The organism is Bacteroides sp. BFG-637 (genome assembly GCF_024793605.1).
GTDB classification, from domain to species: Bacteria; Bacteroidota; Bacteroidia; order Bacteroidales; family Bacteroidaceae; genus Bacteroides; species Bacteroides vicugnae.
In genome coordinates, this window is the sequence record NZ_JANUPD010000002.1 from 3,882,788 (window position 1) to 3,896,873 (window position 14,086).

The 14,086-nt window shown below is 38.7% G+C and carries 9 protein-coding genes; all 9 read left to right on the forward strand.

Annotated features, from left to right (window positions below; translation table 11 throughout):
- The 9 genes from NXX38_RS14970 to NXX38_RS15010 all read left to right on the forward strand — a co-directional run bounded on the left by NXX38_RS14970 (position 1) and on the right by NXX38_RS15010 (position 14,068).
- Complete coding sequence (locus tag NXX38_RS14970; RefSeq protein ID WP_234132110.1) at positions 1–1,617, forward strand: SusD/RagB family nutrient-binding outer membrane lipoprotein; 1,617 nt, start codon at positions 1–3, stop codon at positions 1,615–1,617.
- A gap of 24 nt (positions 1,618–1,641) precedes the next feature.
- Positions 1,642–2,727: an endo-beta-N-acetylglucosaminidase family protein gene (locus tag NXX38_RS14975; RefSeq protein WP_258979984.1), complete on the forward strand. Its 1,086-nt coding sequence runs from the start codon at positions 1,642–1,644 to the stop codon at positions 2,725–2,727.
- Between the two features lie 22 nt (positions 2,728–2,749).
- Entirely contained in the window at positions 2,750–3,964 is a 1,215-nt protein-coding gene (locus NXX38_RS14980; RefSeq protein ID WP_234132108.1) for a DUF1735 and LamG domain-containing protein, read from the forward strand.
- A 30-nt stretch (positions 3,965–3,994) separates the two neighbouring features.
- On the forward strand, positions 3,995–5,269 hold the full coding sequence (locus NXX38_RS14985; RefSeq protein ID WP_234132107.1) for a BT_3987 domain-containing protein: 1,275 nt from the start codon (positions 3,995–3,997) through the stop codon (positions 5,267–5,269).
- A gap of 65 nt (positions 5,270–5,334) precedes the next feature.
- A complete protein-coding gene (locus NXX38_RS14990; RefSeq protein WP_234132106.1) occupies positions 5,335–6,411 on the forward strand; it encodes a DUF1573 domain-containing protein in 1,077 nt (358 codons plus the stop codon).
- A gap of 73 nt (positions 6,412–6,484) precedes the next feature.
- A complete protein-coding gene (locus NXX38_RS14995) occupies positions 6,485–8,833 on the forward strand; it encodes a glycoside hydrolase family 3 N-terminal domain-containing protein (RefSeq protein WP_258979985.1) in 2,349 nt (782 codons plus the stop codon).
- 180 nt (positions 8,834–9,013) lie between these two features.
- Positions 9,014–9,526, forward strand: a complete 513-nt coding sequence (locus NXX38_RS15000) for an RNA polymerase sigma-70 factor (RefSeq protein WP_258979986.1) — start codon at positions 9,014–9,016, stop codon at positions 9,524–9,526.
- Between the two features lie 72 nt (positions 9,527–9,598).
- On the forward strand, positions 9,599–10,588 hold the full coding sequence (locus NXX38_RS15005) for a FecR family protein (RefSeq protein WP_195649872.1): 990 nt from the start codon (positions 9,599–9,601) through the stop codon (positions 10,586–10,588).
- A gap of 174 nt (positions 10,589–10,762) precedes the next feature.
- Positions 10,763–14,068 carry a TonB-dependent receptor gene (locus NXX38_RS15010; protein ID WP_258979988.1) on the forward strand — a complete coding sequence of 1,102 codons (3,306 nt, stop codon included), beginning with the start codon at positions 10,763–10,765 and terminating at the stop codon, positions 14,066–14,068.
- Positions 14,069–14,086: the final 18 nt, after the last annotated feature.

Genomic DNA, 14,086 nt, shown 5'->3' on the forward strand with positions numbered 1-14,086 from the left:
ATGATGAACATACGTAAGTTTTTTAAAGTAAGGAACTACTACTACTTACTCCTTGGAGTAATCATGATAAATGTAGGTTGTACGAAGAATTTTCTGGAGTACAATACCAATCCTAATGAAGCAACCGATGAGATGACGGATTGGGATAATGTGAGAACAGGTTCTCTTCTTTTACAGATGGAGCAGAACGTACTGGTGGTAGCACAACCGGGACTTAATATCGGTTCGGACAGATATCAGACTGTGGAAGTGATGGGTGGAGATGGGTATATCGGCTATTTTGGTTTTCCTGCTCCCAGTATCAATTCTGCAGGTCGTTACAATTGGGATAAAAGAAGTTGGTATGGTGATATGTTCACTACCAATTACCTGACGACTATGAATGCCTGGCGTGAAATAAGAAAAGCGATTAACAATGACGAAGATCCCCGGTTTTCTATGGCGCAGATTCTGAAAGTAGCGGCAATGCATCGTGTGACAGATACCTATGGGCCTATTCCTTATTTGAATTTTGGAGTTTCAAAAGAAGTGCCTTATGATTCGCAAAAGGATGTTTATTACAGATTCTTTGAAGAATTGGATGGAGCTATCAATAACTTGGATAGTTATGCTGCATCCGGAAGTAAAGTTTTGTCATCATGGGATTGTGTGTTCAACGGTGATGTTACATCTTGGATAAAGTTTGCCAATTCACTTCGTTTGCGTCTTGCATTGCATCTTGCCTATGTGGATGAAACAAAGGCAAAAAGTGAAGCCCAACTGGCTATTGGCAATAGTTATGGTTTGATGAATGTGAAGTCTGATTTAGCAGAACTTCAGCATATTACTCCGATTGCGACTTATGAAAGTCCTCTGTATATTCTGAAAGGATGGGATGATATTTGTATGGGAGCGACGCTGGATTCATACATGAATGGTTATCAGGATCCACGACTTTCTGCTTACTTCGAGGCTGGTACGGGTGGAAAATATCGGGGTATAAGAGCCGGAATGTCAAAGGACGTAAGTAAGGATAAATATATAACAGGAATCTTTGCCGAACCACAGGCAACTGCTACTTCCAATGTAGTGTGGATGCGTTCATCCGAATCATATTTCTTGTTGGCGGAATATGCTTTGCGTTGGGGAACGAATGCCGATGCTAAAAAGTATTATGAAGATGGAATAAGAATGTCTTTTGATGAACATGGTGCATCGGGAGTTGACGCGTATCTGACAAGAACTGCAGCGGGTGGATATGTGCCTGCCAATTATGAGGATCCGGTGACATCATCTCATTCCATGGATGCTTTGGGTACTGTTTCTATCGCTTGGGATGAATCGGGAGATTTTAAAACAAATCTGGAACAAATCATTACTCAAAAGTACATTGCTCTTTATCCGGTGGGACAAGAGGCATGGACAGAGTTCCGTCGTACCGGTTACCCGAAAGTATTTCCGGTTGTTGTGAACGAAAGTTCCGGAGGTTCTGTAGACACAAATATACAAATCCGCAGATTACCTTATCCGGAATCGGAATATAATACGAATAGAACAGAGTTGGATAAAGGCATCACACTTTTAGGTGGCGTAGATAACCCGGGTGTCAGATTGTGGTGGGATGTGCCTAATAAATAATTGGTTACTTAAATAATGCAGAATATGAAAAGAAATTATGTATATTTTTTGTTCACCTATCTCTTGACATTTGTTGTGAGTGGTTGTGATACGGATATTGAACCGGAAGTTATACAGGCAGCTAATACTTATAATGAAGAATATTATCAGAACCTGCGTGAATATAAGAAAACAGATCATGCTATTTGTTTCGGCTGGTATGCCGGTTATACTTCAGAAGCATCTCCTTCGCAGGGACTTCATTTCACTGGTCTGCCGGATAGTCTGGACATCGTCAGTCTGTGGTCAGGTATTCCTTCCAACAATCCGGCTTATGTAGAAACTAGTTATTATAACGAGCGTTATTTGCCGACTGCTTATGAGGAAATGAATTATATCCGTACAGTAAAGGGGACTCGCGTTGTGATGTGTACGATTTGCCGTATTGGAAGTACGGAGTTTCCTAAAACCGACGCAGGTATCGAGGCTTATGCTATGCATCTTGTGAGATGTGTGTTGCGTAATGATCTGGATGGTTTGGACTTGGACTACGAACCGGAAGGCGACTGGTTGCAAAATGATAACTTTACAAAGTTTATAAAGGTATTAGGAAATTATTTCGGTCCTCAATCGGATACAGGCAAATTATTAATTGTTGACTTCTATAATCAGCTGCCTCCTAAGGAAACAGAACCTTATGTCGATTATTTTGTACGACAATGTTACACCACCGGTAGTGCTCAAAGTTTGCAATCTAAATTTGACCAGCTTAGTAGCTGGTGTCCTCCTGAAAAATTCGTTGCTACGGAACAAATGGGATGGTACTGGCAGAATGGTGGAGTCGAATTTACGGAAGCTGATGGAAATAAAGTAGATTCATGGGGCAATCCAATCTATTCTGTAATAGGTATGGCACGCTGGAATCCTACACAAGGACGAAAAGGCGGATTCGGCGGATATTATTTTGAATATGAATACAATACCACTCGTCCTGCTAATCAGGCTATAGGTGATAAAGAGAAAACCGCTATTCCTTATTATAGCCTTCGACGTGGTATTCAGGAACAAAATCCTGCCGGAAAGCCTGTACGACAGTCTACTAAACAAGAAACGGAAGATGAAAATGGATGAATTTTAAATTTGTATGCAAGGTATGAAAACATTGAATAATATAAAAAAGATATGGGGAGCAGCTTTGATAGGAATAGCTTCTTTTATGCTGCAGGGATGCCAGGAAGCCGCTCAAAAAGGTGACGGGTTGTTAATGACCGGAACATCTTCGGATAGATTGGTAAAGTTTGCCATTGATGGATTTCCATCTGCGTATGCTGTTTCTGTGACTTCAACTTCTCGCGTTGAATCGGATATTCAGGTGAACCTGGCTGTTGATGCAAGTCTGGTTGATACTTATAATGAGGAAATGGGAACCAATTATTATCCCATTCCGGATAAATCATATACATTTGAAAATCCGGAGGTTACGATTTCAGCAGGACAGGCAATTTCTTCTGCTGCCTCTCTTTCAATTGCGGATGATTCGGAATTTGTTCCGGGACGTGTTTATTTGATACCGGTTACCATAAAAAGTGCGACGGGAGATTTGGATATTATAGAAGCAGGACGTACTATTTTCCTGAAAGTATCTCGAACATTGCGTTTCCATGCTCCGTATGTAGGACAGGCTTCTATGGCTTATCAATTTTTGCTTCCGGATCCTATTCCTTCCTTGCCTACTTATACATGGGAAGTGAAGATATATGCCACTCAATTCCGTTCTTCCGGAGCTTCCGGTACTACCCGTGTTTGTTCATTTGGAGGTAGTGAAGCGTCTGTAGAAGGGGGAGCAATTGATGATGGAGGCTTTAAATGTGACCAGAACCTGCTTCGTTTTGGTGAAGGAACGGATGAGCCGAACCAGTTGCATGTAACAACTAAACAGGGTAAAATGTCATCGAATACTCGCTTTGCTTTAAATACCTGGTATGCTGTTGCCTTGGTAAATGACGGCACTACGTTGACATTGTATATTAATGGAGAGAAAGATAACTCAATGACAGTTGCTCCGTATGAATATGCGCTTTATGGAGTACAGATCGGTATGCCTTCAAAAGGTTATCAATCTTCACAATTGTTTTATGGTCGTTTGAGTGAGATGCGCCTTTGGACTCGTCCTTTGTCTGCTCGTGAAATTAAAGCAAATGTATGTGGGGTAGACCCTTCTACCAATGGACTTGTGTCTTATTGGAGAATGAATGAAGGAGAAGGAACTACTTTCTATGATTTATCTCCGTCAAAGCGTGATATCAGTTATAAGAATGGAATCACGATTGACTGGACTTATGATGATACGAATAAATGTCTTGAATAAGGTAATAATAAATGAATAGACTGTATGATAATGAAAAACAATATAAATAGATTAACTCTCCTTTTGCTTGTTTTATTGGGAGGAGTAGGATTCACATCCTGTTCGGATGATGACAATGATTTTATTGAATTGCCAACAATAGAGATGCCACAGTCGGAAGCAGGACCTGTTTCTATTGATTATAGGGAGATACTGGATGCAGGAAGCTATGTTTATGATTATACTATCAAACTGGATAAACCTGCTGCTACTACTTTATTGTGTGACATTGCCGTGGACGAAAGTATGGTAGAGGCTTATAATGCTGCAAATAACACGTCTTATAAGATGATGCCCGCTTTTGTCTATGAGTTGCAAGCTAAAAATGCGATAGTGAAGGCAGGACAGCAAGAATCCAATTCCTTATCAGTTAAGTTTTCATCATTGTTCGGTTTGGTGGAAGGTGAAGAATATTTGCTTCCTATTGTTGCAACAATAGATGAAACGTGTGTAGGACAATTTGTAACGGACACTCGTTCTGTTTCTTATTTTACGATTAGCATTGACGGAGAATTGGATTATATACCGGGATTGAATATGAGTTCTTATTCAACGGATATGTATCGTACGTTAAGTTTCGCAAATGATGAAGTAGTTACGATTGAAGATAATACACATACGTTTGAAATGCTTGTATATCCATATAGTTGGCACAGTGGAACTAATTATATAGGTACATGGCGTGGTAAAGATACTAACAATAATAATGAAGTTTTTAGTGGTTGTGAACTACGTGTAACAGGTGTAACGGGAGCGTCTAATATTGGTAATCGTCAATGTGACTTGACATTGGCTAATCAAAATATAACGTTGCCGGCTAATCAATGGGTAAGGTTGACTATCACTTGTGAGGGAACAAAAACGGGTCAGAATACAGAGATTGCTTATCGTTTATATATTAACGGTGAGGAAGTTGCTTCTGCAAAACCGACTAAACGTTGGGGACCATCTTCTTCTCAAAGATTCAAGGTGGGATATACGTTGACCGGTATTCAGTTTGGTTATACAAGTTCAAGTATGTATTTTGATGGTCTGATTTCTGATATTCGTATGTGGAAGAAATGTCTGACAGCGGAAGAGGTAAAAGCTAACTTGCGTACAATAGCTTCTCCATCTTCGTCGGACTTATATGGCTATTGGAAATTGGATGAAGGAGAAGGGAATACATTGAAGGACAGTTCGGGCAATGGGCGTGATTTAACTTTCCCGGCTTCAGCAAATATCATTTGGGATGCAGAATTCAATGATTTGCCTCAAGATAATTAAAATGTGATTTTATATTGGGAGTTATTGTGTTTTTACGTAACTCCCAATATTAACTTAAAGAAATAATGATGAAACGTTTTATATCAGCTTTGATGGTTTTACTGTGCTCTACTGTTGGCGTATGTGCTCAACAACAGGGAAAAGCTGTATTGCGTTTTGATACTACTACTTGGAATTTTGGTAATATTCAGGAAGCAGGAGGCAAAGTGAGTCATACTTTTCATTTTACTAATATGCATACTTCTCCGGTTGTGATCGAAGAAGTGATTTCAACTTGTGGGTGTGCCATTCCTGTTTATAGTAAACAACCTGTAAAACCTGGGCATACAGGCACTATTACCGTAACTTTCGATCCTAAAGGGCGAACAAACTTTTTCTCTAAGAGTATAAGGGTTGTTTCCAATTCAGGGCAAAGTGTCAATACTCTTTGGGTAAAAGGTACGATAAGTACAATTAATCGTATAGAGGATGAATATCCTTATTCTTTATCATCAGATATTCTGGCCGACCGAATGACTCTATCTTATGGTCAGCTGCAACATAATAGGAGGTCAAAACAACAGGAAATTAAAGTCTATAACCGATCGGATAAAATGGTCAAGTTGTCATACTCGCTGTTACATAAGAGTGGATGTTTGTCGATATCTATGCCATCATCTCTTCAAGGTCGATCTTATGCGACTATAAAAATAACAGCTTTTCCTTTAAAAGGCTTTTACGGTACATTTAAAGATAAGATTATTATTAGTGCCAATTCCGTACACAGTTCTCCTATACAAATCTTTGGAACAGTGATTGATGATATGAGAAAAGTAAGCACAGCAACTGCTCCCCGGATGAAGTGCTCACAATCTTATTTTAATTTGGGGAATATCTCATTAAAAAAGCATATTCAGAGAAAAGTAAAAGTTACTAATGAAGGGGCGAATCCTCTTATTATCCGCAAAATAGAATGTCCGGAATTTGTTTCTACTAATCTCCGGGGTGAAAAGATTTTGAAGCAAAATGAATGTCTGGAAGTTTTGTTTGAATTAAATGTATCATCTTCAAACCAGCCATTGGATGCAAAGGTTAAGTTGATAACAAATGATGTTCATCAGCCTGTACATACAGTTATATTTGAAGGAGAAATGGGTAAGTAGGATTGAATATCTCTATTTGAAAGATTAGAAATACACTATAAATTAATTGAGTCATTTTACTGCATATAACATTATGATAAAACGATTGTATATCTTGGTGATAGTACAGATGGTATGTACTTTGGGATTTACTCAATCCTCTCTCTCATTACCTGCTTACAAAGATTCCAGTCTGTCAATAGATATAAGACTTTCAGACTTGCTTTCCCGTATGACTTTAGAAGAGAAGGTCGGTCAATTACTTTGTCCTCTGGGGTGGGAGATGTACGAAATAAAGGGAAATGAGGTTTATCCTTCCGGGAAGTTCAAGCAACTTGTCAAGGAAAGGAATGCAGGAATGCTTTGGGCGACTTATCGTGCAGATCCATGGACAAAGAAAACATTATCGAGTGGATTAAATCCTGAATTGGCAGCGAAAGCAGGAAATGCATTGCAAAAATATGTGATGGAGAATACCCGTTTGGGAATCCCGATGTTTCTAGCGGAAGAAGCCCCTCATGGGCATATGGCAATTGGTACTACTGTTTTTCCTACGGGTATAGGAATGGCGGCATCATGGTCTCCGGAATTGATAAAAGAAGTGGGGCAGGTCATAGCTAAAGAAGTTCGTTCTCAAGGTGGGCATATAAGTTACGGGCCTGTGCTTGATTTAACTCGTGACCCGCGTTGGTCTCGTGTGGAAGAAACATTTGGAGAAGATCCGGTGTTGAGTGGCGTTTTAGGAGCAGCTATGGTCGAAGGTTTAGGAGGAGGTGATTTATCGCAGAAGTACGCTACCATAGCGACGCTGAAACATTTTCTGGCATATGCTGTGCCGGAGGGTGGACAAAATGGTAATTATACATCAGTAGGTATTCGGGATTTGCATCAGAACTTTCTTCCTCCTTTTCATAAGGCGATAGATGCAGGAGCATTATCAGTCATGACCTCATATAACTCAATAGATGGTATTCCATGTACGTCGAATCATTATTTGCTGACTCAATTGTTGCGTAATGAGTGGAAATTTCGTGGTTTTGTTGTGTCCGATTTATATAGTATTGAGGGCATTCATGAAAGTCACTTTGTAGCTCCGACAAAAGAAAAAGCTGCGATAAGCGCTGTTATGGCGGGCGTTGACGTTGACCTAGGGGGAGATGCCTATACTAATCTTTGGCATGCAGTTCAGACCGGGCAAATGGACAAAGCGGTGATTGATACTGCTGTTTGCCGGGTGTTACGGATGAAATTTGAGATGGGGTTGTTTGAGCATCCTTATGTGGAACCGAAGGTTGCGGAAAAAATAGTACGCAGTAAAGAACATATCAGTTTGGCACGTAAAATGGCACAAGCCTCTATTACATTGCTCAAAAATGAAAATTCAATTCTGCCTTTAAACAAGAAAATAAACAAAGTGGCAGTTATTGGTCCTAATGCCGACAATCGGTACAATATGTTAGGAGACTATACCGCTCCTCAGGAAGACAGTAATGTGAAAACTGTACTTGATGGAATAATAGCTAAACTATCTCCTTCGCGTGTGGAATATGTGAAAGGTTGCGCTATCCGTGATACTGCTGTGAATGAAATAAAACAGGCAGTTGACGTTGCGCGTTGTGCTGAAGTTGTCATAGCAGTGGTGGGCGGTTCCAGTGCCCGTGACTTTAAAACGAGTTATAAAGAAACAGGTGCAGCAGTAGCTGAACAGGGTAGCATTAGTGATATGGAATGTGGTGAAGGATTCGATCGTGCAACTTTGTCATTGCTTGGCAGACAGCAAGAATTATTGGAAGCCTTGAAGCAAACGGGAAAGCCATTGATTGTAGTTTATATCGAAGGTCGTCCGTTAGAGAAAAACTGGGCTTCGGAATATGCAGATGCATTATTAACGGCCTATTATCCGGGACAGGAAGGTGGAAATGCGATAGCCGATGTCTTATTTGGAGATTATAATCCTGCCGGACGTTTGCCAATATCTGTTCCCCGGTCAGTAGGGCAGATTCCGGTATATTATAATAAGAAAGCTCCCCACAACCATGATTATGTAGAAATGTCAGCATCGCCCATCTATACTTTTGGCTACGGGATGAGTTATACCACTTTTGAATATTCAGATTTACAAATAGTACAGAAAGGCCCTTATTGTTTTGAGGTTTCATTTAATGTGAAAAATACAGGGAAGTATGACGGGGAGGAAGTGGCACAACTTTATATAAGGCATAAATATGCGTCAGTTGTCCAGCCAATGAGGCAGTTGAAACATTTTAAACGTTTTCCTTTAAGAAAGGGAGAGGAAAAGTCTATTATCTTCACTTTGGCAGAAGAAGACTTATGTATTATAAACCAAGATGTGGAACGAACTGTTGAGGCAGGAGTTTTTCAGATAATGATCGGTAGTTCTCCGGATGATATTAGATTAAATGGATTATTTTCAGTTGAATAGGTCTCATCTTATGAAAGCTGTAGTTCACTTTTATAATCTCTGATAAATAAGAGGATATACCGGAAAATGAATTTCGGGAGAAAATAATAAATTTGTTTTTAATATAACTTTTACTTGTTTTTTTTAATAAAAGCTTCTATTTTTGGCTTCCATAAAAACGATAATAGCCGAAAATCTCTGATGACACATATTGGTGAACAAGAAAAGAAGAAAAAATTCGAGCAGTTTTTCATTCTTACTTTTCCGAAGGTAAAGGCTTTTGCATGGAAGATTTTACGTTCGGAAGAAGATGCTGAAGATATTGCTCAGGATATATTTGTCAAACTGTGGGATAATCCGGAAATCTGGGAAAACAAAGAGACATGGGATAGTTATATTTACACGATGACTCGTAATCAGATTTATAACTTTTTGAAGCATCAGTCCGTAGAACTTAGTTATCAGGAGAAATTGTCCCAGGAAGATTCTCCTTCTTTTGAATTTGATATATACGATAAACTTTATGCAAAAGAACTACAACTTCTGATAAAACTTACTTTAGATAATATGCCGGAACAACGCAGAAAAGTTTTTTCTATGAGCCGGCAAAACGGTATGAGTAATCAGGAGATTGCTGATAAACTACAACTTTCTATCCGTACAGTGGAACGCCACATCTATCTTGCACTACAAGAATTAAAAAAGTCATCTTAATCGCATTTTTTTCTATTTCAGTTGAGTAGTCCGTTTTAGCTAGTTGTCTATATTATATAAGGCAAATCTAAAATGAAGAATTATATTCAAAAAATTATCAATGTATTCACCGCTTCTGAGCATAGCGAGAATGTAACCAAAGAAGTACATCAATGGTTGTTAGACGAGGAGCATGCTGATGAGAAAGATATAGCGTTGAGTACATTATGGAAAGAAACAGAAGGCAAAGTTGATGCAGGCACATGGACTTCTTTAGAGAATGTATATGATAAAGTCGGAGTATCTGCCGGCACTAAAAAGCGGTATCGGTTGTTTCCCTGGAAATATGCGGCAGCAGTCGCAATGTTTGTTGTAACGGTATCCGGTACATTTTGGTTAACAAAGAATACTTTTAAAGAGGAAACGGCTGCGATGATTGAGCAATATATTCCTGATGGAAAAACATATGAGTTTGAATTACCGGATGGTAGCCGGGTTCATGTGAATTCCGGAACGTTATTGCTCTATCCGGATGCATTTAAAGGAGATACTCGTACTGTTTATCTAATAGGAGAAGCCGATTTTAAAGTTAAGAAGGATCCGGATAAACCATTTATTGTGCGATCTGCCAATATGTCTGTAACTGCCTTGGGAACAGAATTTAATGTAGCTGCTTATCCTGAAGATTCGGAAATTGTTGCAACTTTGATTCAAGGCAAGATAAAAGTGAACTATGAACAATCGGATCATTCTTATATTTTGAGACCGGGGCAACAGGTAGTTTATAATCGAAAGACAGCTCAAAGTAAAATTGAAGAAGCTGATCTGGAAGATGTAACAGCTTGGCAGAGAGGACAGATTGTATTTCGTGGAAGTACAATGGAAGAGATTCTGTTGACTTTGGAAAGGCGTTTTGACATAACTTTCCAATATAATACGAAGTTATTTACAACAGATGAATATAACTTTAGTTTTAGCAAGAATACGGATATTGGAGAAATAATGGAGGTAATGAAAGAAGTGACTGGAAAGTTTACTTACAAAATAGATAAAAATGTTTGCTATATGAAAACTGTGAAATAGAATAAGAAGCTCGATTGTTTAACCTTAAAATATATCATTATGTAAAAAAGTATCCGGAACGAGGATGCCGCCTGGTTCCGGATATGAAATAAGTTTTTTAGTATTAAAATGTAAAATACTAGATTTTTGATGGAATTAATATTATGAGTTTAACACTAAAAACGCTACGAAGATATGAATTTATATCTAAAAACAGCTAAAAGTACAATAATTATTTGCTGTTTGTTTATATTACAAACAACAGCATTTGCCCAAAGTAATATTCGTATTACTATAAAAAATGCAGAAATCACTTTACAAAAGGCATTGTCGGAAGTCGAAAGACAGTCTAAATTATCCGTTGCTTACAATCAATCACAACTTTCAGATAAACGACAATTATCTTTGAATATAGTAAACCAACCGTTAGAGACTGCGCTAAAAACAATTTTGAAAGGAACAGGGTTTTCTTATAAATTGACTGATAAGTATATTATGATTGTTCCTGAAAAAAAGGAAACAACTTCTCAGACTACAAAGACGGTGAAAGGAAAAATTGTTGATGAGAAGGGAGAACCTTTGATTGGTGTCAATGTTGCAGTAGAGGGTACTAATACTGGTACCATTACCGATTTGGATGGAAATTTCTCAATGTCTGCTTTGAGTAATTCTACTTTGAAAGTCTCTTATATCGGATATGCCACTCAATTGATACCTGTTTCCGGAAAGGACTTTTACAGTATAACCATGCGTCCGGATAATGAAGTGCTGGATGAGGTGGTTGTTACCGCTTTGGGTATTAAACGCGAAGTGAAATCATTGACCTATAATGTGCAAGAAATGAAAGCTGCTGATCTTACTACTGTAAAGGATGCTAGTTTCATGAATAGTCTGGCTGGTAAGATTGCCGGGGTGACTATTAACCAAAGTGCGTCTGGTATTGGTGGTTCTACCCGTGTTGTGATGCGCGGTTTGAAATCTATCACAAATGATAACAATGCCTTGTATGTAATTGACGGTATTCCTATGGCTTCTATGCGTTCTAATCAGGAAAAAAGCTTTTATGAGAATGCAGATGGAGGAGATAGTGATGGGATTTCCAGTATAAACCCGGATGATATTGAATCGATGTCTGTATTGACAGGTGCAGCGGCTGCTGCGCTTTACGGTTCGCAGGGTGCCAATGGTGTTGTGTTGATTACAACAAAAAAAGGAGAAGAGGGGAAGTTGAGAATTAATTATTCTAACGATACTCAGTTCATGAGTCCATTGGTAATGCCGGAGTTTCAGACGACTTATGGATCGCTAGAAGGTGAGTTTGCTAGCTGGGGAGCTAAAAAGGATGCGACATGGGAACCTAAAGATTTCTTTCAAACAGGTTTCACAGAAACTAACTCGTTAGGTTTGTCAGCAGGCAATGACCGCAATCAGACTTATTTCTCTGTAGCATCGACTAATGCGCGTGGTATTATACCTAATAATACTTATAACCGGTATAATTTTACATTGCGTAATACGACTGAATTAATTAAGGATAAGTTGACATTGGATATGAGTGCCTCTTATGTGATTACCAATGATAATAATATGATGTCGCAGGGGCAATATCATAACCCACTTGTTGCATTATACCTCATGCCTAGGGGAGATGATTTGAATAAATATAAGGTATATGAACGTTATAATAGTGAGAAATATTATGATGTGCAATACTGGCCTTATGGTAATCAGGGATTTGCAATAGAAAATCCGTATTGGATTGTGAATCGTGAGAATATGAGTAATCATAAATCTCGCTACATGTTCTCGGCTAATTTGAATTATAAAGTTTTTGATTGGATGAATGTGGTTGGCCGTATGCGCGTAGACAATAGCAATGATATATATGAACGTAAAATTGCGGCCTCTTCCGACCAATTGTTTGCATCTGAATATGGTAATTATATGAACATGAAGTCTGGATATAAGAATACCTATGGAGATGTCATGGCACAGATTAATAAACGTTGGGAGAATTGGGGAATTACAGCAAACTTGGGAGCCAGTTTTAATCATCAAACCTATGAAATGACGAACTATGAGGGACATCTGGCTACTGTTCCCAACTTTTTCTCTTTTAACAATATAAGTAAAAATGGTGCAAATACCAAGGCTGAACAAGCGGGATATATAGATAATAATCAAGCTGTTTTTGCGACTTTCCAGTTGGGGTATAAGAGTTGGGCATATCTGGATTTAACTGCCCGCAATGACTGGTTTTCTACTTTAGCAAATACGGATAATGAGAAAAGTGGTTTCTTTTATCCATCGGTAGGTGTATCTGCAGTTGTCAGTGAGATGTTTGATTTGTCAAAAGCATATATTTCCTTTTTAAAGTTCAGAGCTTCTTACAGTGAAGTGGGTAATCCGCCGATGCGGCAGATTACAATGCCCACCTATACCGTGAAAGATGGTATCGTCAACACTTCCTCCAGATTATTGAATCCGGATCTGAAGCCTGAACGCACAAAATCTGTTGAAATCGGTATGAACTTGAGAATGTTTCAGAATTTGTTGAATATTGATTTCACCTATTATAATAGTAATACTTACAATCAGTTCATTAATTATACAATGCCGCCGAGTACGGGTTATAGCAACTATATGTTGAATGGCGGTAAGGTAAATAACTGGGGTATTGAAGCGCGTTTGGGTATTGACGCTAATCTTGGGCCTGTAAAATGGAACTCGAATCTGACTTTTACTATGAATCGTAATAAGGTTGTTTATCTGTTACCCGGTGGTGCTACCAATCCAATTACAGGAGAACCCATTTCCATTACAGAGATAGAACCTTTCAATCCGCAAGGAAGCTATAAAATGATAGTGAAAGAGGGAGGTACTCTGAGTGATATTTATGTAACTGGGTTGAAGATTGACTATTTAGGCAACATTAAAGTTGACGCAAATACGGGTGCTATTGAGGCTGACCCGAATACCTGGATAAAAGCCGGTAGTGCGGCACCACGATTCAATTGGGGATGGAATAACAGTTTCAGCTGGAAAGGCATTAATCTTAGTTTCCTGATTGATGCTCGTATCGGTGGAGTAGGCGTGTCTGCTACACAAGCTAAAATGGATTACTATGGAACTTCTAAAACATCGGCTATAGTACGGGATAATGGTGGAGTGAATCTTAATAGTGGCCGTGTGACAGCAAAAGATTACTATAATGTACTTGGTAATGGGGCGACCGGAGTCTTGGCGAATTATGTCTATAGTATGACAAATGTACGGCTTAGAGAAGCAACTTTAGGGTATACATTTCCAACAAAATGGTTTGGCAATCAGATACAAAATCTAACAGTGTCGCTTATTGGTAAGAATCTGTTCATGTTTCATAATAAGGCACCTTTTGATCCGGAATTATCGGCCTCTACGGGTACATATTATCAAGGGTTTGACTATTTTATGCAACCAAGTGTACGTAGCATCGGGTTTAGTGTGAAATTCCAATATTAACTAACCAGAAAGGAATAA